The organism is Parabacteroides sp. D25, from assembly GCF_000307475.1.
Lineage (GTDB): Bacteria > Bacteroidota > Bacteroidia > Bacteroidales > Tannerellaceae > Parabacteroides > Parabacteroides distasonis.
Genome location: NZ_JH976504.1, coordinates 178020 through 200217 on the forward strand (window position 1 = coordinate 178020; position 22198 = coordinate 200217).

16 protein-coding genes are annotated in these 22198 nt (G+C 45.9%); 10 read left to right on the forward strand and 6 right to left on the reverse strand.

What is annotated here, in order from left to right:
• The first annotated feature begins 193 nt into the window (after positions 1 to 193).
• From HMPREF0999_RS13465 to meaB, 9 genes are all read left to right on the forward strand, one after another.
• Complete coding sequence (locus HMPREF0999_RS13465; protein ID WP_009276148.1) at positions 194 to 1813, forward strand: FAD-dependent thymidylate synthase; 1620 nt, start codon at positions 194 to 196, stop codon at positions 1811 to 1813.
• A gap of 3 nt (positions 1814 to 1816) precedes the next feature.
• Positions 1817 to 3829, forward strand: a complete 2013-nt coding sequence (locus HMPREF0999_RS13470) for an ATP-binding protein (protein ID WP_009276149.1) — start codon at positions 1817 to 1819, stop codon at positions 3827 to 3829.
• A 1-nt stretch (position 3830) separates the two neighbouring features.
• On the forward strand, positions 3831 to 4487 hold the full coding sequence (locus HMPREF0999_RS13475) for an HIT domain-containing protein (protein ID WP_009276150.1): 657 nt from the start codon (positions 3831 to 3833) through the stop codon (positions 4485 to 4487).
• Positions 4488 to 4506: 19 nt separating this feature from the next.
• Entirely contained in the window at positions 4507 to 4899 is a 393-nt protein-coding gene (locus HMPREF0999_RS13480; protein ID WP_009276151.1) for a hypothetical protein, read from the forward strand.
• Between the two features lie 83 nt (positions 4900 to 4982).
• Positions 4983 to 5480 (forward strand): dihydrofolate reductase, encoded by a 498-nt coding sequence (locus HMPREF0999_RS13485; RefSeq protein ID WP_005858889.1) that lies wholly within the window; start codon positions 4983 to 4985, stop codon positions 5478 to 5480.
• Between the two features lie 87 nt (positions 5481 to 5567).
• Positions 5568 to 11249 carry an alpha-2-macroglobulin family protein gene (locus tag HMPREF0999_RS13490; protein ID WP_009276152.1) on the forward strand — a complete coding sequence of 1894 codons (5682 nt, stop codon included), beginning with the start codon at positions 5568 to 5570 and terminating at the stop codon, positions 11247 to 11249.
• Positions 11250 to 11441: 192 nt separating this feature from the next.
• The gene (locus HMPREF0999_RS13495; RefSeq protein WP_005858893.1) at positions 11442 to 11819 is read left to right on the forward strand and encodes a DUF1573 domain-containing protein; all 378 of its coding nucleotides are present in this window, start codon (positions 11442 to 11444) and stop codon (positions 11817 to 11819) included.
• Between the two features lie 27 nt (positions 11820 to 11846).
• On the forward strand, positions 11847 to 12956 hold the full coding sequence (locus HMPREF0999_RS13500; RefSeq protein ID WP_009017014.1) for a DUF1573 domain-containing protein: 1110 nt from the start codon (positions 11847 to 11849) through the stop codon (positions 12954 to 12956).
• Positions 12957 to 12965: 9 nt separating this feature from the next.
• Positions 12966 to 14063, forward strand: a complete 1098-nt coding sequence (gene meaB, locus HMPREF0999_RS13505) for a methylmalonyl Co-A mutase-associated GTPase MeaB (protein WP_009017013.1) — start codon at positions 12966 to 12968, stop codon at positions 14061 to 14063.
• 49 nt (positions 14064 to 14112) lie between these two features.
• On the opposite strand, the gene HMPREF0999_RS13510 is transcribed toward meaB, so the two are convergent.
• From HMPREF0999_RS13510 to porQ, 6 genes are all read right to left on the reverse strand, one after another.
• Positions 14113 to 15585, reverse strand: a complete 1473-nt coding sequence (locus HMPREF0999_RS13510; RefSeq protein ID WP_009017012.1) for a TolB family protein — start codon at positions 15583 to 15585, stop codon at positions 14113 to 14115.
• A 3-nt stretch (positions 15586 to 15588) separates the two neighbouring features.
• Entirely contained in the window at positions 15589 to 17340 is a 1752-nt protein-coding gene (locus HMPREF0999_RS13515; protein WP_008779353.1) for a DUF6057 family protein, read from the reverse strand.
• 81 nt (positions 17341 to 17421) lie between these two features.
• Positions 17422 to 18402, reverse strand: a complete 981-nt coding sequence (gene pfkA, locus HMPREF0999_RS13520) for a 6-phosphofructokinase (RefSeq protein WP_005858904.1) — start codon at positions 18400 to 18402, stop codon at positions 17422 to 17424.
• A gap of 97 nt (positions 18403 to 18499) precedes the next feature.
• On the reverse strand, positions 18500 to 19372 hold the full coding sequence (locus HMPREF0999_RS13525; protein ID WP_009276154.1) for a 4-hydroxy-3-methylbut-2-enyl diphosphate reductase: 873 nt from the start codon (positions 19370 to 19372) through the stop codon (positions 18500 to 18502).
• A gap of 184 nt (positions 19373 to 19556) precedes the next feature.
• Entirely contained in the window at positions 19557 to 20246 is a 690-nt protein-coding gene (gene cmk, locus HMPREF0999_RS13530) for a (d)CMP kinase (RefSeq protein WP_005858908.1), read from the reverse strand.
• A gap of 32 nt (positions 20247 to 20278) precedes the next feature.
• Positions 20279 to 21289 (reverse strand): type IX secretion system protein PorQ, encoded by a 1011-nt coding sequence (gene porQ / locus HMPREF0999_RS13535; protein WP_005858911.1) that lies wholly within the window; start codon positions 21287 to 21289, stop codon positions 20279 to 20281.
• A gap of 207 nt (positions 21290 to 21496) precedes the next feature.
• Between porQ and HMPREF0999_RS13540 the strand changes: the two genes are divergently transcribed.
• On the forward strand, positions 21497 to 22189 hold the full coding sequence (locus HMPREF0999_RS13540; RefSeq protein ID WP_005858914.1) for an energy transducer TonB: 693 nt from the start codon (positions 21497 to 21499) through the stop codon (positions 22187 to 22189).
• Positions 22190 to 22198 lie beyond the last annotated feature (9 nt).

Here is a 22198-nt window from a genome sequence, read left to right on the forward strand (position 1 = left end):
AAATCCCCTAATACCTCCCGAAGAAACCGCCAAGGAGACCCGAAGAAACCGGTAGAAGACTCGTACTTTACAAATGGCATCATGGAATTTTTTAATACCTTTGCAACCGGTCTCTATCACGGCGAAAGTATCAACGCTTGCCAAAAACAAAGAGAGGCCAAGTGTCATCATATTAAACACATTATAATTTTCTATGAGCAAACAACTTTATTTCATACAAGAATCATTCACTGATCAAGAGCTTGAGATATTAAACAAATATTTCACCAATACGGATAAGCCTGTTTTTGGCCTTATTAATTTACCCGATGTCGTAAAAGGAGCGCTTTTCGCTAGATATAGTCGATCTAATAAATCATTAAGAAGGTTATTTTTAGATGAGTTCTATACCCATTCAACGAAACTTACGACAGATAGTATGCCTGTTGCCGGTATGGAAAGAGCCTCTTCCCTGTATGACAAAATGATCTTGGACTTTGGCGATGACTCTGTCGCCCAACTGGGTGGTGCGCACATAGCTTGCGAGCAAGTATCCAATATCTTGACAAAAATCATAGAAAAAGGACGTATAGCTTCCTATTTAGAGCAGAGTACACGATATGTGTACTATAATAAAAAGATAAACGGACAATATCACTATGTTATCCCCCCTGAGATAGCCGGTTCTCCATTAGAAAGCCTGTATAAGGAATATATGGACTTTCTATTTGACACATATACAGAGATCCTCGAAGAACTTACCCCAATATTAAAGAAGAAATACCCGCAAGGAGAAAAACAGACAGACAGGGCTTGGGAAGCGATTATCAGGGCAAAAGCATGTGACATCGTCAGAGGTTTATTACCCGCGTCCACAAGGTCTAACCTTGGGGTGTACGCGAATGGACAAGCCTTTGAATACATGTTGGTTAAAATGTACGCAAGCGATAATGCCGAGGTCATACAATATGCCGATATGATATTGCACGAACTAAGGAAGATAATACCCGCCTTTTTAACCAGAGTCGATCTAGAGAACAGAGGTAAACTTTGGAGTCAATATATCAAAGATATTCATTCGGATATGAATGGCGTAGTGAAAAGTCTATTAAAAAAAGAAACCGTTGCGCTTCCAATCAGACACACACAGAATGAGGTCAATCTGATCGCATGGGATAAAGACGGTCTGGATAAAATAATACAGTCCATATTATTCGAATATACATTTGAATCAGAAAAGGATATACAGAAGAGAATCGAGACATTCACTGAAGAAGAAAAACGGGACATCCTGAAAAAGTATTGTGGCAACCGGCAGAACAGGAGACATAAACCGGGAAGAGCCTTGGAGACAATATCCTATAAATTCGAGGTTCTATCGGATTACGGAGCATTCAGAGACCTGCAACGACACAGGATGCTGACTTTAGAATGGCAAAAGTTATCACCTCGCAACGGGTACATAATCCCTATTGAGCTAGAAGACTTGCCTCGATTGAAGAAGCTTTATGAGAATGCCTTGATCAAATCCGAAGGTATCTATGAGAAAATAAACGACGCGTTCGGAGAAGAAGTCGCCCAATACGTCATTCCTTTCGCATACCGGGTACGGTATGAGATATGTATGAATCTAAGGGAAGCGACCCACTTCATCGAATTAAGATCGCAAAAGCAAGGTCATTATTCTTACCGTAAGGTTTGTATCGATATGCACGATTTAATCATTAATAAAGCAAAACATGATTTTGTCGATGATTGCATGAAATTCGTGGATAAGAACTTCTACGACTTGTCAAGGGAAGATGCGGAAAATAAAAAAGATAGAAAGCTGTAGGATATGGAAACGGATAATTTGTATATAAACAACGCCCTAGACTGGTTGAAGCGAGCAGTCGACTCACTGGTCAGCCACAAAAGAACGGATGAAGGTACGGGGTTCGTCCGCTCTTCCAAACAAATAATACCGGAACAAAAAGAAGGTATCTTCTATACCGCTACCTTCCAAGCCTACTCCGCCTTGTTGGAAAGCGCGGAGACTTATAAGGCGGAAGCATTCGGGCTAAAAGAAATGACCCTTGAACTGACCCATATATTTACCCCCGATATATTTGCGAAAAAAGATCAATACTCAACCAACAATGGTAGCCGCTCCATCATCTTGCTGGAACAAATATTAAAGGTGATGGTTTATCTCCAGAAGTATAAACATACGATTGGCGAAGACATCATAAATGCGGCAAAAGAAGCCATTGATATAGAAACTGCCAAAACGGACATCCTATCCAATAACGCCAACGATGAATACTATTACCCGGAGGCAGGTAGGTCACCTTGGTTCCTGCTCAGCTTACTCAATTGCCAGAAATACATCGAAACCATATATGGGGATGCCAACGGAATCATAAAAATACCATCCGTGGACACTTTGATAGATAGCCATATCAATTACCACATGGCTCGCTATAACGTAAAAGAATTATCCTTCGACCCCATCTCATTGGTAATCGCACTTTGCTGTAAAATAACAAGAGATCCCGGTTTTAAGACCTCCCCCTTTTGCATCTCATGCCTTGAGGCGATTGTCAAATTACAACATAACGATGGCTGCTGGCCCACGGGAGCTACGATATCGTTCGATGATTCCGGAGATGTTATTCAACAAGCTAGCATCCAAATCGCGTCACAACTGGCCGAGGCCATCATTGACTATAAATTCTTAGTCGATTGCAATGACAACGTAGAGCAAGTCTTAGATATTATTATCCCTTCTTTCAGAAAATTATTCAACTATATAACCGCCACGTTCGAGAAGCTTGACAATCCGTGCGTATATGGCTGGAGCAGCGACCGAATCAAGCTCAAAGGCTATACGGAAACATGGATCACGGCTTATACATGCCGTTTTTTGTATAAATATTGGCTTGCTGAAAAAGCGTACGCACGCATAAAAGCATTAAAAAGGCTAGGCGTGACAAACTATGTCTATGACGAACAAAATACAATAAAAGAGATCAAACGCTGGAATGATGAAATCATCGAACCGGATCACATCTTAAAACCTAAAGAAACAATCGATGGGATTATCCGACCGATTATAGGAAATAAGGAAAAAGGCTGTTTGCTTCTTTCTCCCCAAAAAGACAATATCTCCTTCATTATATGTGGTCCCCCGGGCAGCGGGAAAACCTATATCGTGAAGCAAATGGCTAAGGCCTTGGGCTGGCCACTGGTCGAATTATCACCAAGCCATTTCATAAAGAAGGGGCTCGATTTCATAGAAAGTACCAGCAGAGAAATCTTTAACGATCTATACAATCTGCATCATGCTGTCGTATTCTTCGATGAATGCGATGAATTATTCAGAAACCGATCCGAGTCCGGAGAGACAACATCGAGTAGGACGATCCTCAATTTCCTCACGGCCAGCATGCTTCCCAAACTGCAAGATTTACATGATAAGCAAAACATCATTTTCGTATTGGGAACAAATTACTTACATAATATAGACTCAGCCGTCAGAAGAAAAGGACGATTCGATCACAGGATACTTTTCGACCGTCCGGACGAAGAGGCCAGACGACTGTTCTATTGGGCAAAAGGAAAATCTAATGACTCTGATATTAGCGAGGATGAATTTGTCAAACGGACAAAGACCGCGTTAGTCAAAGATCTTACTAAAGCTCTCTCCTCATCGTACCAACAAGAAGAAGACCAAAGCTATTTGGATTGGTGTGGCGCCAAAGGCGAGGATTCCGAAGGTTTATTGGAATTAAAGAATTGTGATAAATCGGAATGCCATCAAGAGAAAATAAAAGAATGGAACAAGATGTTGAAAGAAAACAAGGAATAAGATGCTGAACAAAAGGACTTCTTGTGAGTTCTGCACGGAAATTCATGATCCCGAAGATAGCCTTTTTGGGAAATTATATATGAATGCCAAGATCCCATCTAGGATCATGAAAGATTGTGAGCATTTTGTCGTGATGCCCACAATTGGGCATTTTCTCAAGCACTACCTGCTTGTCATTTCAAAAAGGCATATCGAAAGTATGTCCAAACTCACCGATGAGGAATTAAGTGAATTGGAAGATTTACTGAATGGACTCAAAGAAAAATTAGCATCGTACGGGCATGTTGTATGTTTTGAACATGGAGGAGGTTCCTTTAAATATAGCACGTGTAGCGTATACCATGCTCATATCCACATAATACCAGTACCTACTTCTCTTGATTTAACCTCTTTCTTACTCGAAGAAGAGAATATATCTCGGTTCCATACATTTACAGAATGCTATCAGAGTCTTAGGAATACTCCGCAATATCTAATGGCGATGAACGCAGATGGCTCCATATACGCTACTGATATCTCCAAAACACAAGAAAGATATGTGTCTCAATTCTTTAGAATGAAAATCGCGGAATATTACAAAATCAACGAAGAATGGGACTGGAAAAGGATCAAGGCCATAGAGCCAAATCTCATCCAAACGCTCAATGATATATTATAAACTCTTTAATTTACATACGATGAATAAAGAATGGGAAAAGGTAAAATTATTCCACGATAAATTCGGGCACCCTAGTTCTGATCGTCCTGCTTTTATCCCCAAGGAACGTGCGAAAGATAGGGCAAAATGGCTTATGGAGGAAATAGCCGAATTTCTGGTCGCTCCTGATATCTACGAACAAGCGGATGCCATGATAGATCTCATCTATTTCGCTCTAGGCACTTTAGTTGAAATGGGGATCAAACCGGATGAGTTGTTTGATATCATACAAAAAGCAAACATGGAAAAATTAGGAGAAGACGGAAAACCCATATATAACCCTAAAGACGGAAAAATCATGAAACCCCAGCATTGGGAAGATCCCGCTCCTAAGATAAAGGCATACATCGATAATCTATCACAGAACAGTTAACGAACCTGCCCAATTTTGTTATACAAACAAAAGTAAGTACCTTTGTTACTAATTATAACACTTATATTAAAATCAATAAGTCTATGAGTACAATTTCTATCATCGCAGCAATCGCAGATAAAAGCGCGATCGGAAAGAATCAGCAATTATTATGTCACATGCCTTCAGACATGAAGCGTTTCAAGGAATTAACCACGGGACATGCGGTAATCATGGGACGTAAGACATTCGAGTCTCTCCCTGTAGCGCCACTGCCCAATCGGAAGAATGTCGTATTGACGACTATGCCCGAGGCTGGTTTCGTGAATTGTTTCGCTTGCGAGTCTATGGGGGCCGCTCTGGATTTATGTGAGAAAGAGGACGAGATATTCATCATTGGCGGTGCGTTGGTCTACAGACAGGCCTTGAGAATAGCCGACAAAATGTATATTACCCGCATCCATCATGAGTTTCCCGACGCGACCTCGTTCTTCCCCGTCGTAAACTGGGACCTTTGGGAAGAGACTGAGCGTGAGGAGTATCCCGCAGACGAGAAGAACCCTTACCCCTACACTTACATCACCTACGTGCGTAAAAAATAAACATTAACGTACGTTTTACAACTTTTTGCTCTTTCTTTGTATCTATATAGGAAAGGTTTATTGTTAAACTTATAAAACCCAAAAGATATGAAGATAAGAGCAATTATTTTATCTGCCCTGATACTTTGCGGCATCTCGGCGGTTATTATGTATAGCCGGGCCGCCCAGCCTCAACAAAAAAGTTCTGTTATCACGCAAGCTATAAACGATAAGAATACCCCTATGGTGATCAAGAATCTTATCCTTAAAATGAAAGAACAGATGGAGGTAAACGATGATCAGTTCCCGGAACTGATCAAGGAGGTGGAGAATTACACCAACAGTTGCGCCGACTCGGCTTCCGTGGCGGTATTACATTCCATGCTGGCGGAGATGTATCAGAATTACTACCAACGGAACCAGTGGACCATCAACCAAAGAACCCAATTAAGCGGTTATATCCCGGAGGATATCCGGGTATGGACTTCCAACTTATTCACGGATAAGATCAAGGAAGAGATCGATTTATCATTGCGACCTACGGCCTTATTGCAAAATACGCCTGTCAGCAAGTTCAAGGATATTCTGGAGATCGGAAAGGACTCGCAAACCCTGCGTCCGACCCTCTATGAGTTCCTTGCCTTCCGGGCACTGGACATCCAACCGACCGTACAGATCTATAAAGACTTGATCGCCTTTCAAAATAAGGAGCCGAATATGAAATCGGTCCTCCTTACGGAATTGGATTACCTACGATTCCTTTACGGGGATAAAAGGGATAAAGAGTCTTTTGAGGCTTACATGAACGCATTGGATGAGCTTTACAGGAACTTAGCTTCTCAAAACTATGCCGCCGAGATCTTAATCGCCAAATTGGATTTGGTTAGCGGCAGTATGTTTCGTTACGTCTCTACCCAATGGGATTCTATCAAAGCGGAAGAGGTGAAACTATGCGAGGAGGGTATCAAACGATATTCCGGTTACCCTCGCACGGCTATCTTAAAGAATCGCTTGGCACAATTGGAACAACCTACTTTATCCGCATCTACAAACAATACGGTTTATCCGGGACAGCAACTGGGGATCAAGCTGGAATATAAGAATGTACAGAAAGTCATCGTACAAATCTATCGAAGCTCGAAAACACCTTTACAAGCGGCAGCCCATACATCCGCAAAAAAATCAAGTGGCAGCACCTTGGGACAACTCGTAAACGAGAAGACATTCTCTTTGCTACTGCCCAACACCTATTCGCAGCAAGATACGACCTTACATATATCTATGGATCAACCGGGATTGTATGAATGTGTCGTAACCGTACCCGGACAACAGCTAAAGACGATCAATACGGTTAGCGTAACCCGATTGGCCGCAATCTATCGTAATCTTTCCGGTAATAAACAAGAGGTCATGGTTACCGACTATCTTAGCGGGAAGCCGGTTGACGGAGCGATCGTTACCTATTACGGCGGTCAGCGTCGTAACTTGCAAGAACTGGGTACCGTCAAAACAGACCGGGAAGGATTGGCCACGCTTCCGGCGAACAGTCAAGTATTGGCGTTCCAAGCCAGCAGACCGGGAGATACCAACGCTATGCTGACAAATATCTACCCGATGGGTTCCGGCCGCAGACCGGAAAAGAACCCGGTAGAAGTCTCGATCTTTACGGACCGTGGACTTTACCGTCCGGGACAAACCATTTTCTTCAAAGGTCTCGCCTACGTAAAAGACTCGAACGACCCGCATGCCGTGGCCGGACAGACTTTTACGGTGACTTTGTATGACGCTAACGGGAAAGAGCTAGCCCAGAAGAAATTCACGACTAATGACTTCGGTTCTTTTAACGGCGAGTTCTCCATCCCCAAACAGACCCTAAGCGGCGTCTTCCGGTTAAGTACCGGACAGATGAGCGTATATATTCATGTAGAGGAATACAAACGCCCGACTTTCCAAGCGTACTTCCTCCCGATCAAGGGCGATATCGCTTTCGGCGATTCCGTTACCATACAAGGCAAGGCGGCTACATTTTCCGGCGTGTCACTGCCCAGCGGCGATGTCACTTGGCGTATTACACGCAGGCCCTTCCTGTTGTGGAAGTATTTCCGTCCGAGCGCTCCGACACAGGTAGCGGAAGGTAGCGCCACTCTTTCCGGCGATGGGACATTCCACGTATCTTTCCGTCCCCAAAAAGAGGAAGATCCGAATCCATACGCTTCCGCATACCAGACCTACGAGGTATCGGCTACCGTAACCGATAGCAAGGGAGAGACCCAAGAGGCGAATTACACCTTCTCGGTAGGAGAATCCAGTATCGTCTTATTCACCAACCTACCGCCACAAATCGAGAAAGACTCGGTAAAAGCCGTAGTCGAAGCCCGGACAATCAATGGGGAGATGGTTTCCACCTCCGGTACTTTCAAGATCGTAGAACTGATCGCAAACCGATCCGATAAGAATAGCGGAGAGAGCTATCAAGAAGGCAAGCAAGTAGCTTCCGGTAGCTTTACCAGTGGCAAAGAAATCAGTCCGGCTATTTTCAACCCATTGCCCTCCGGGCGTTACCGTATTTTAGTAGAAGCCAAAGATAGCCAAGGACGGCAGAGTAAGAACCAGTCCGATTTCATCCTATACGGAAAGAACGACAAGCGTCCTCCCGTATTTACCCATACTTGGCTGCTGAAAGAGAAGACAACTTGTTTACCCGGGGAGGAAGCGGAAATCGTATTCGGCACCTCCGACAAGGACGCCTACGTACTCTATGAATGGTTTGCCGGAAATAACCGCATCCATCATGAGTTGATTAAGCTAAGTGACGCGAACCATCGGTTTAAGATCCCGTTCAAGCCGGAATATGGAGAGGGAATCATCGTATCCTTTACGTTCGTAAAAGAAGGTGAACTATATATTACCCAAGTACCCGTAGAGCTTCAGCTACCCAACCGGCAGTTGACCATCAAGCCGATAACCTTCCGGGATCGTTTACTTCCGGGAAGTAAAGAGAGCTGGAAATTCCGTATCACCGACGCGGACTCCACGATCGTATCCGCCGAGGTACTGACCAGCATGTATGATGCCTCGCTAGATAAAATCATACCATTCAATTGGTATTTCTCCCCGCAGCGAACGATCCTGCTACAAGCTCCCCGTTTCTCAACCGGAGCCGGATTCCAGCGTAGTTATCAATATGACCAGACAGAGGCCAAGTATATAAAAGTACCTCAATATCAGTATGACCGTTTAAATTGGTTCGGTCTATTCAATGAGATTGTCATACGAGGATACGGCTCCAGCAACCGGGCTTTCGCCACGGGTGGTATCATGCTGAAATCCGCGGCAGCCCCAGTAGTGACGGAATCCATGAACATCATGGAAGACAGCGCCGTGTTAGAAGAGTCTAGCGTGGAATCTACGGAAGGGGAACCCGTGTTCAACCTATCCGATCCTTTCGCCAAAGAGAGCAGCCAGCCGGTAAGTCCGGAGCAAATCCGGCAGAACTTCGCGGAAACCGCCTTCTTCTACCCGACCTTACAAACGAACGAGGAAGGAGACGTATTCGTAAATTTCACCCTGCCGGAAAGTAATACGACTTGGAAACTACAGCTATTGGCCAACACCCAAGACCTAAAATACGGTCTGCTTACGAAAGAGGTCATTAGCAGCAAACCCTTGATGGTTCTACCGAATCTGCCTCGTTTCGTCCGCCAAGGGGATGAGGTCAGCATCAGCACGCAAGTCATCAACAATTCCGAGGAAGCGGTATCCGGCCGTGTACGCATCGAACTATTCGATCCCGCTACAGACCAACCGATTATCTGCTTGAGCAAGTCACAACGTCCGTTTGAGTTGCAACCGGATAGCATCGCTACTGTAAGCTGGATGATCCCGGTCCCCAAACAGATCAACCTACTGGGCGTACGTATCCTAGCCGACTCTGAAAAGGGAAGCGACGGGGAGCAGCAGATCGTACCTGTTCTTTCCAATCAATTGCTCATCACGGAAAGTACCCCGTTCTATTTGCTCAAGGAAGGAGAGAAACAAATCCGTATCTCCGGGAACTCGGAGGGAGCGACACCATTCCGTCTCACGCTGGAGATGACCGGGAATCCGATTTGGTACGCGGTACAGGCATTACCGACGATCACACAGCCGAACAATGATAATATCTTATCTTGGTTTGCCGCTTATTACAGCAATACGTTGGCTTCCTATATCGCCCAAGCCCATCCCCGCATCCAGAAAGTGATCAACCAATGGACCGCTCAAGGAGGGAATGCCTCTACTCTCTATTCAAACTTGGAAAAGAACCAAGAGCTGAAGAACATACTCTTGGAGGAGACGCCCTGGGTACTAGCCGCCGATAACGAGACAGAGCAAAAACAACGCTTGTCTTTATTGTTCGACCTAAACCGTGCGGACGGATTACGGGAAGCGGCCTTGCAACAACTGATCCAACAACAGAACGAAGAGGGTGGATGGAGCTGGTTCAAAGGTTTCCCCGCAAGCCGTGCGATCACTCTTTCTATCCTGAAAGGTATGTCACAGCTTGTACAGCTAAACGCGATCCAATATGGGCAAGCGGAGAAAGAGATGCAAATGAAGGCCCTCAAGTTCTTGGACAAAAGTATGCAAACGGATTATGAGAACTTGCTGAAATACGATAAGAAATGGCAAAACGCATGGCCCTCGCCGGAGCAGGTAGAGTTCTTATTCGTCCGCAGTTCCTACCGGGATATCCCGGAACTGGGAGACGCCCGGGAAGCGATCCGTTTCTATACGAACCAAGCGGAGAAGCACTGGAATCAATATTCCTTAATCAGTAAGGGCGAAATCGCCTTGTTAATGCATCGAAACGGTAAAAAGGAGGTGGCGACAGCGATCCTGACAGGACTAAAGAAGACCGCTACGATCTCCGAGGAGAAAGGTATGTATTGGGCAAACAACCGCAGGGGGAGTGATTATTTCACCTCACCGATCGACACGCATTGCTTATTAATGTCCGTCTTTAACGAGATCGCGCCGGATACCCAGAATACAAACCGGATGAAACAATGGTTGCTAAACCAGAAACGTACACAAAACTGGGAATCCGTACCCGCCACGGTAAACGCCATTTACGCCTTGCTACTCACGGGTAGCGATTGGCTGAACACGCAAAACACTTGTGTAGCGACATGGGACGGCAAGATCTATAGTACCGCGGAAGGGGAAATCGCCACCGGTTACCTCAAAACGATACTTCCGAACGAGCCGGCAAATAATTCCGCCAACCCCGTGCTCTCGATCCGCAAGGAAGGAAACACGCCGGCATGGGGAGCTGTTTTCGAGCAATACTTCCAAGAGATCGACAAGGTAAAAGGACAAAAAGGGGTGTTGAGTGTCGAGAAGAAATTATTCGTCGAGACCAATAACGGTACCAACCGCCAAATCCGTCCCGTAACACCGGAGCAACCGCTCCGCATCGGAGACAAGGTAATCGTTCGGCTAACGATCCGGACAGACCGTGAAATGAATTACGTATTCTTGAAAGATCTACGTGCGGGCTGCTTCGAACCGGCCGATCAACTTTCCGGCCCGGAATCAAGAGACGGTATCTGGTATTACAGATCCCCGAAAGACGTATCCGAGAATTTCTTCATCAATCGTCTGCCGGAAGGTACGTTCGTCTTGGAATATCCGGTCTACGTATCCCGTAGCGGCGAATACGCCGGAGGTATCAGTACGATTCAATGTATGTACGCCCCGGAATTCGTGTCGCACACCGCCGGAGAAAGCTTGCGGATCATGCCCTAAACAAGCCTTTTCTTACAATGCCCGTTCTAACCTCCTTACAATGCCCAGTATAAGGAGGTTAGAATGGGCACCGTAAGAAGGTAAGAATAGGCATCGCAAGAAGCGTTATCTTCCTCTAATTTTCAGTTTTCAATTCTCAACTTTCAATTGAAATGACTATCTTTGTAATTCGAATTAAAACTAAACGATAAGATGAAACAAATAGTTTTTATTTTCATGGCGATCCTGTTAGCGACAGGAATGGCTTCGGCTCAGAAGAAAGCAGTTATTTCCGCGGAAACAACCAGTTTCGACTTCGGTACCATCAAGGAAGCAGACGGAAAAGTATCCCATACGTTTGAAGTATCCAATACGGGCGATATGCCTCTGGTCATTACACGTGTAATCGCGTCTTGCGGATGTACGACCCCGGAATGGCCGAAAGAACCGGTAGCTCCGGGTAAGAAAGCCCAGATCAAGGTTACTTTCGATCCGGCAGGACGTCCGGGTCCTTTCACGAAGACCATTTCCGTATACAGTAACGGAAAAACCGGAAGCTTCATCATGAACATCCGGGGAGAGGTTGAATAAGAAATACGTAAAAAACCCCCAATTGGAATGCTGAATATAAAAAGGTTGATCCTTGCTCTTACAGCAATTATATCTATAACGACAGCTTGGGCACAACAAGGCGCCCAAATCTTGTCGGACGAGTTGACTTATAATTTCGGGACAATAGCCGAGGCCGATGGATTCGCCAGTCATACTTTCACGATAAAGAATACGGGAGACGCCCCTTTGGTCATCACCCGTGTTACCGCGTCATGCGGTTGTACACGGCCGGAATGGACTAAGTCGCCGATCGCTCCCGGTAAGACCGGTGAAGTTAAGATAACGTATAATCCGAAAGGACGCCCCGGCCCGTTTTATAAAACCGTATCGATATTCAGCAATGGGAAGAAAGGGAGTTACAGCCTAGCCATTAAGGGAAATGTCACCCCGAAACCTTCGCAGCCGGTCTTTACGTATCCTTATTCTATCGGTGATCTGAAGCTGCATACGAAGACTGTTCTATTCAGCAGTATCCGTCCGGAGGAAACGTTGGGCGAGAAGATCAACATTAAGAACGAGGGAAAGACCTCGGCTACGATTCATCTGGGTAAAGTACCTCACTACCTTAACGTACAGGTGAACCCGGCTACCCTTCAACCGGACGAGGTCGGTGCCATTACGATCCTTATGGATGCCAAGGTCCTGAAGCGGAAAGGACGAGTCTCTACGCTTTTGCCGATCATGATACAGAGCGCCGGAAAGAAGGAAGTATCCGGAGAGATCCAGATCTCCGCCAACGTGACCGATAATTTCAGCAAACTATCCGCTGCGGATAAAGCCCAAGCCCCGATAGCGGAATTATCCGGCACTTTACTGGAATTCGGCAAGCTACCGAACAAGAAAAGTATCGTTCCGTTGATCGGTGGTAAGGTATCGGGTACGTTTGAGATTACGAATGCCGGAAAGACTCCGCTCACGATCTACAGCGTCACTTGTGATGATGAGCGTGTCGATTTGTCCGGCGGCAAGAAAGAACTTAAACCGGGAGCGACCGCTACTTTCAAAGTAACCTTGCGACCGAAAGAGATAAAGACAAAACTTGAAGCACTTATTAATGTCGTATGCAACGACCCGAACGGGCCTATCCGCTTGATCAAGGTGACGGCATACAAATAATAGATTGATATGGAACATCCAGAAAACGATGATCAGTACAAGGGATTGAAAGTGAATAAGGGCATTGCGGATGTCCCTACCGTAAATCCTTATATAAAAAAGCGTGTCCAACGCAAGGTATATACGCCTTCCGAATTCGTGGAAGGTATCTTAAAAGGGAATATCACGATACTCAGTCAAGCAGTTACCTTGGTGGAAAGCTCCAAGCATGAGCACCAACAGGTGGCGCAGGAGATTATCGAGAAATGTTTGCCTTTCGCCGGGAAATCGGTTCGTATCGGTATTACGGGTGTTCCCGGAGCGGGAAAGAGTACCTCTATCGACTCTTTCGGTATGCACTTGATCAACCAAGGGCGTAAGCTTGCCGTACTAGCGATCGACCCGAGTAGCGAACGCTCGAAAGGTAGTATCCTAGGAGATAAGACTCGTATGGAGGCCTTGTCGAGAGAGAAAAACGCCTTTATCCGTCCTTCACCATCCGCAGGCTCCTTAGGGGGGGTCGCCCGTAAGACCCGTGAGACGATCGTATTATGCGAGGCCGCCGGTTTCGATACCGTATTCGTAGAGACCGTGGGTGTCGGACAAAGCGAGACGGCCGTACATTCGATGGTGGACTTCTTCCTGTTGATTCAATTGGCCGGTACCGGAGATGAGTTGCAGGGTATCAAACGAGGTATCATGGAAATGGCGGACGGTATTATTATCAATAAGGCGGATGGAGACAATATCGAAAAGGCGAATCTCGCCGCCGCTCAATTCCGGAACGCCTTACATCTTTTCCCACCTTCGGAATCGGGCTGGTTCCCGAAAGTATTGACTTATTCCGGCTATTACAACCTAGGTATCAAAGAAATATGGGATATGATCGGAGAGTACATGGAGTTCACCAAAAAGAACGGCTACTTCGATTACAAACGTAACGAGCAAGCTAAATACTGGATGTACGAAAGCATCAACGACACGTTGCGGGATAAGTTCTATCATAACCCGGCGGTAGAAGGCATGCTGGAACAAACGGAGAAGCAAGTCTTGAACAACGAGATCAGCTCTTTCGTGGCAGCCAAACGGATGATCGATCTGTTCTTGGATAATATCGCTACGAAATAGGTATAAAAGCATAAGAGTGTCGCACGATCTGATCATGCTACACTCTTTTTTACTTGAACCTTACATCGACTCCTTTGTCTTCTTTCGCTTTCACGGCCAACGCACGCCCTTGTCTCTTTACCTCTCCTGTGATGAATTCAGGTATATTGTAGGATTTCATAAAGCGAAAATAAAAATCCGTATCCTTCTGGGGTAACAGGAAAGGTTTGCAAGCCTGTCCTTTCTCATCGATATAAGCGATGAACAGCCTTGTATACAAACCATCCATCCGACGGCTGCTAAACACGATCCAACGACTATCGCTACTCCATGAATGATAGCTTTCCACATCGTCGCTATTCGCCGCCTCCAATGGATAACTTCGCAGAGTCGATAAATCAATCATGTACAAATCGGCATCCTTATGCCAAATAGAGAAATTCCCATAACCGGACAAGGTATAGAGCAAATACTTTCCATCCGGGGAAACCCGGGGAAAAGAAACGCTTTTATCGATCTCCGATGCCTTATATAAAGTATCGACTACCGTCCCGAAACGGCGTGTAGCGGGATCGAACGAGACTGAGCATAGATCGTATCTCACTTGATCGTATTCCTTGGGCATCGTACGGGCTTTAGCCGAACAGAAATAGAGCGTATTTCCATCCGGGGAAAATGTAGGGAAAGTCTCGAACGCTCCCTCTGAAGACAGCAGCGGAGAAGTCACGATCTCATGCTTTTGCGTATCATAGACGACCACATCCGAGGCCGAGTCGAATACCTCCACCCGATTCCTATCGTTCATATGAAACGCTTGCTTGGTTTTATTCACAGAGAAAGCGACATATTTTCCGGAAGGATGCCAAGAAGGATAGACCAGTGGAGAAAGGGTCTGATCGGTCTTCGTATTCAGCTTCTCCACTTTATCTCCATCGATCAATAAGGTACAAGAATAGGTCTCACGCATATGGAAAAGCATTTTCTCCGGATTCTGCATACAGAAAGAATGGCAGTTCATACAGTTATTGCCGCTCATCTTATTTTCGATGATCGCGTTCTCCGTATAATTTTCCAAGTTACGTTGATAGATACCCATACGGTTCCACAACTCATAGCCCGGTTCGATTAAACGATAAGCCAACCAACCATCGACCGGCTCCTTCGCCACCTTGATGATGAAGGGGGCATACGCGATCCATTCATCATTCACGAAGGCTTGTACGGTTACATTCAGATGATTCCCGGAAGCGGCACGCAACAGCCTTTTCCAACCGGAGGCCGGGATCACGAAACAAGCGTCTTTCCCGGTCTTGATCTCTAATTTCTCCGGGCCACATTCGAGAATGGCACGGGCCTCAACGCAAGCATCTTTCAGCTTAAAATTCAAGGGAGCTATATTCGGCGGGATTGTCACATCCACATAATCCGGAAAGATCTCCGGCTTGACTTCCAGATTCTTCTGTATACGTACCGGACCGGAACAAGCCATCAAGCCCAGAATCATCCACAGACATATACATCTTATTATATACATTTTTCTCATCTCCTATTTAAACATATAATAATACCAATAGGTATCGCCATAAGAGCGATACATCAAACCGGGCAGCGCATTACTATTATTCCGCCCAGCGAGCACTTGCCTCTTATAATCGGTGAATCGCCCTACGATAGATTCCGAGACACCGAAACGTTTCCAGTAATCCGGATCTTTCTCCGATAGGATGATGACCGCCTCTTGAAAAGAGACCGGTAAAGAAGGGAGTAAATCCGTTCCGTAATAGGTTTCCACCAACGTCTTAAAGCGCGTCACATCTTTTGCTAAAAGATAGAACACGCCGGCATAGTGGAAAGCGGCTTTATTGGAAGGATTCTGCTCCGCCAAGCGAATCAAGTCCGTGTCGAATCCATCCATCTGGATCAGATGATTCTCAGCTAGCAGGTTCCTGCGCATATTCCCCAATAGAGGATCTGTCTCGACCGCCTCATCATTATACAGGAATTTCCGCTGCGCTTTGGCCCAATCCTTATAATAGAAAGTATTCTCTAAGACAGCGATATATTTCTCCGCGACCGGATAGGCTCCATAAATCAAGTTCGTTTGCACCAAACGTTGCGTCATGCGGGGATTTCCATCACATAAAGCGCCGATATTACTCTCGAATGCCATCTCTTGAGCCGCGGCGACATTTCCCATCGTAAAATAAACATCACTCAACAAGGCGGATATGGTGGTCGATTTATTCCATGCCACCATTAATCCACGAGGCCCGTGCTGCGTGTACTTAAACGCCTCATCCGCCAGAATACCTTTCCGGGCCAAAGCCATATTTTGGTAACATAAATAGAGTTGATTAGTGGTCGGCTCCTTGCATGATACCAAGATCCGGTCCCATTGCTCTGTCCGAGTAAAATAGTCCATCATCTTCAAACGGTATGATTTCTGTTCGCCATATAGATCGAAGCCTTTCCAGAAGATAAGCCCTAAGATAATGAATTGGGAGATTCCCAACGCTAGACGCTTTTTACCAGCCCATGATTCCTTGTTTTTACAGAGGCAGGTTACAACCAACGCCGCATAGAAAGCGATCCATGAGAAATAAATTACCTTATCCGGCACCAAACGGAAATAATAATAACTATCCGGTAAAAAGACAAAGCGGTATTCTCCGATCACCGAGTAACGCACACATAATCCACCCAAGATCAACACGATCATCGGTAAAATCGCGGAATAATACCAACGGGGCGTCCGGCTCATGGCCTCATATCCGACCATGGATAAGGCAAACAACAAAGAGACCGGCCCGGCCAACCCAAAGAGTAACAGGGAGGCAAACAGACTTGCTATCAAACGAGGTATGAAATTCCTTATCCCTAAAACGAGATATAAAGCAAGCAGCATCATACCGAAGGCGACCGTTCCTTGAAACCTGTAATTAAAATCCCATTGCACAAACAACAAGGATAGGACGGGAAGCCAAGCCCATAAAATACCATGGCTTCGCGGATCGATCCGCTTCAAGATCGCCCAGAACAAGGCCCCTAGGCTTGTCAGCAGGGCCGCCGTTATCATAGCTCCCACATTCGGGAGAATGAAGAACTGCACCAAACAACCGGAGAGAACCATCGCTAAACCTCCCGGTTGCATTAACTTATCGATAATAAAAATGGGAGTCAACTGGAATAACTGGTTCTGCTCGACACAGTAAAAATGGTACTCACTGAATATCCTCAAGAAGATAAACAGAAAGACAAATACGATTACATGCAAGGCCACGCCGCTATACTTCTTCATGATATCAGGTTCTTCAAATAAAAACCCGGATGTACGCAATCGCTACATCCGGGTTCCTATTCGTATAAACATATGCCTTATTTAGATTGAAGAAACACGGAGCGTGTTCAACAAATCCCGGTTAATAGGCTTATCATTCTTGATCGCTTTAGAGAACGGTACATAGACGATCTGGTCGTTCTGGATACCCATCATCACGTTACGCTGATCATCCAACAAGGCGTCGATCGCAGCCACGCCCATGCGCGTCGCCAAGATCCGATCTTGTGCCGTAGGAGAACCACCGCGCTGCAAGTGACCTAAGATAGAGACACGCACGTCGAACTGCGGATATTCCTTCTTCACACGCTCAGCGACCCCCATAGCGCCACCGGTTACCTCACTCTCGGCAACCAATACGATACTACTGTTCTTGGACTTACGGAATCCATTCTCGATCATCTCAGCCAATTGATCTTTCTCCAAGGAGATTTCCGGGATAATAGCGGCTTCGGCACCAGAAGCGATCGCTCCGTTCAACGCCAAGAAACCGGCGTCGCGCCCCATAACCTCCACAAAGAACAGACGATCATGCGAGGTAGCCGTATCACGGATCTTATCCACGCATTCCATGATCGTGTTCAAGGCTGTATCATAGCCGATCGTCGTATCCGTGCCATACAAGTCATTATCAATCGTACCCGGCAATCCTACGATCGGGAAATTAAACTCCTGAGCGAAAATACGCGCTCCCGTCAACGTTCCGTCACCACCGATAGCGATCAAGGCATCGATCCCATGCTCTTGCAACTTATCATAGGCCTGTTTTCGTCCCTCGGGAGTCTTGAACTCCACGCAACGGGCGGTCTTAAGGATTGTTCCGCCGCGCTGAATTATATTACTGACATTTTGTGTCTTAAACTCTTCAATCTCATCCAGGATCAACCCTTTGTAACCACGGTAAATACCTTTCACTCTCATTCCGTTATAAATAGCGGAACGTGTTACCGCACGAATAGCGGCGTTCATTCCCGGGGCATCACCTCCGGACGTTAAAATACCAACACACTTTACTGTAGACATAGCGTCATTGATTTTAATGTTCTCCGGCAAAAGTAGTAAATATTTAGTTATCCTTCTGTCTTTCTCCCGGAAAGTTCACGTAATCTTAATCAAAATATCATTCCGAAGCGTTCAATTCCTTGATCCGGACCGCTACTTCCTCCATCAACCACTTGGGAGTGGATGTAGCGCCGCAAACCCCGACCCGGCGCACGCCCTCGGGCAAAGGCTCGGTAATCTCTGATACCTCGGAAATAAAGAGCGTATTCGGGTTCGCTTTCCGGCACTCCTCGAACAGCATCTTCCCGTTGGAACTTTTACGACCAGCCACAAAATAGACCCAATCGTGGCTGGAGGCGAACGCTTTTATATTCGGAAGACGATTCGCCACCTGACGGCAAATCGTATCGTAATAATTAAACTCCACCCCTTCCGCCATCCGCTGCTTGATCTCCGCCACTACCGCCTTGAATCCATCCAAGGACTTCGTGGTTTGGGAAAACAGGCTGATCGCACGGGTAAAGTCCAGACGATCGAGGTCTTCTATTTTCTCGATGACAATCGCCGTGCCCTCCGTCTGCCCCACCAAGCCATTCACCTCCGCATGGCCTTTCTTCCCATAGATAACCAACTGGGTGTTATTCGCCCGGGTCTCTTGATAACATTTATGGATCTTGCGCTGCAAACGCAAGACAACCGGGCAAGTAGCGTCTATAATCGTGATATTGTTTCGCTTCGCTAAAGCATAGGTAGAAGGTGGCTCGCCATGCGCCCGGAGCAACACCTTCCGGTCTCTCAACCTTGAAAGTCCCTCATGGTCGATCGTATGCAGCCCCATATGCTCCAACCGCTCCACCTCCAAACTGTTATGAACGATATCGCCTAGGCAATACAGCGTATCCGTATTTCCCAGCTCCCGCTCAGCGCTCTCTATGGCGGTGACAACCCCAAAACAGAATCCGGAATCTTTATCTATCTCGACTTCTATCATATCTATAATATCATTAACAAACAAGCACTTACAGTTTTCTTAATTTTCAATCACAAGAAACTAAAGTTTCTTCATAACAAAACTAGAGTTTTCCCATAGTGAAACTTTTGTTTCCTAGTAACGAAACTATAGTTTTCATTCGAAGAGACAAAAGTTTTCTTTATAGGAAACTCCAAGCACTCGTTTATGAACCGATCGCTTTATGATATTGTTCCAGCAACCAAGCCTTTTGCTCTTCCAAGGTCATATGGGAATTATCCAATACCAAGGCATCATCAGCTTGTCTCAAAGGACTTTCCTCCCGGGTTGAATCTATATAATCCCGCTTCTTCACATTCTCCAGCACTTCCTCGTAAGAAGCGGGGATCCCTTTCGCCTCCAGCTCATCCACCCGGCGCTTGGCACGTACCTCCGGCGAGGCCGTCACGAAAAGCTTCAACTCCGCATCCGGGAATACGACCGTACCGATATCACGGCCATCCATCACGATGCCTTTCGCCTTTCCCATCTCTTGTTGCTTAGCGACCAACGCACGGCGCACAAAGCCTAGAGTGGCTACCGGACTCACTTTATCCGCCACTTCCATACCACGGATCTCTTTCTCTACATTCACACCGTTCAAATAGGTATCCGGCCGGCCGGTCTCCGCGTTCAAACGAAATGAAATATCGATATCATGGATAGAAGCCTTCAGCTCTTCCTCCTTAATCTTCTCTCCCTCAAAAAATCCATGCTGGATGCAATACAAAGTCACGGCCCGATACATGGCACCCGTATCGATATACGTATATCCAATCTCCTTGGCAAGATCTTTAGCCATGGTGCTTTTGCCACTGGAAGAGTGGCCGTCTATAGCGATAACTATTTTCTTCATATATATATATATATATATATTAATGTATAGGTTTATTCTGTCACCTTCTTAAAATCGGCCAAGGTCGTAGATACGCTAATCATCATCGACATGGCGGACGGATGATATTTCGCCAGCGAGAAGCCCACGTCAAACATCTTGATCCTTACACCTGCGCCCGCCGAGAAGCCGGAGAAACTTCCCCCGCCTTTCAACTTCATATCCATATTGACCTTCGGATTGAATCCTACGCCCACCCAAAAGTTCTCGGACGGGATAAAATCCACGCCGATGATAAAATGCTTCGCCAACGTCTTAACGAAAGAATCCCCGTCATACTCTTTATCCGTATTATCGATATAATCGAACTTCCAACGGTTCAAGTATTGGGCCGTCAAAGAAAAACGAATCGGGGCATGCGCCATTTTCTGCGTGATACCCATCTGGATATCCCAAGGCATCTTTTGTCGCTCATCCTCGTAAGCTTTCAGTTGCGCGCCGATATTCTTCAAGGCGAAACCAAAGGAAAAGCCCTTATCCGAATTATAATAACTCAATCCCGCATCCACGCATAAACCGATAGAGGTATAATCAGCCAGCCCCGAATACAAGAACTTCAACGATAATCCACCCCGCCAACGCTCATTCAAGTCACGGGAGTAAAAACCGTTCACGCTGATATCTTTCGCCGACAGGCTCGCTCCGGTCACGACGTTATCCGGTAACACCTCCTTGATATCGCCATAGCTTATAAACGTAGCGCCTACGCCCCAAGCCCCTTTCTCGCCATGCGCTTTCGTGAACAAGGCACTTCCTACGTTGATATCCGAGATGTAATTCATATAATTCAAGTTGATCATCCCATCCATCTCCGCACCTAGCAAGGCCGGATTATGGAAGATAAGCGAAGGGTCTCTTTCTACCAACGCCACGGTATGCCCACCCAAGGCGTTAGCCCGGGTCGAGGTCGGAAAACGTAAGAAAGTATACGCCTCACTCCCGTTTTGCGCTGAGACAGACAGTGTAACAACGAATAAAATCAGTATAAATAGTTTATTTCTCATATTTTCATGCAAAAAATCGTTCAAAGATACATTAATTCGGAAAAATGTTTTTACTTTACACCCGCAAATCTCAGAAATACGGATTTCACATTAACAGAAACGGGAAAAATGCCAAAAAGGTATATTATCGCTCTCATTTTTGTTTGATATATGAAATAATTTGTATTTTTGCAGAAGTGAAAAACACTTATAAATTATTATAAACGTATGGAAATTAAAAAATCACCGAAAGCGGACCTTGAGAGAGGTAAGTCTCTAAGTATCCTGATGGGATTCGTAGTGGGCTTAGCTGTCTTGTTCGTGGGCTTCGAATGGAGCACCCGCGATGTAATGGTCGTTCAGGCTAGCGAGGGTGTAGCAGACATCATCGCCGAGGAAGAAGTGGAAATCACGAGACCGGAGAATACGCCTCCTCCACCTCCACCACCTCCAGCACCAGTTGTAACCGAGGTTTTGAACGTTGTTGAAGACGACGTTGAATTGGAACAGCAAGATATCTTATCATCAGAGGATAATCAGCAAGAGGCTCAAACAGCCGTTTATACACCGCCTGCAGTAGTAGAGGAAGAAGAAGAATCCGCTCAGCAGATCTTTACGGTTGTAGAGGAAATGCCGAAGTTCCCGGGTGGAGACGCAGAGTTGCTGAAGTTTATCGCTAAATCAATCAAGTATCCGGTAATCGCACAGGAAAACGGTATCCAAGGTCGTGTAATCTGCGCATTCGTGGTTAACCGAGACGGATCAGTAGTAGACGCTGAGGTATTACGTGGTGTAGACCCCTCATTGGATAAAGAGGCTCTTCGTGTGATCGGTACCATGCCTAAATGGACTCCGGGTAAGCAGAGAGGTAAACCAGTACGTGTTAAGTATACTGTGCCTATCACGTTCAGATTGCAATAGTATAACATT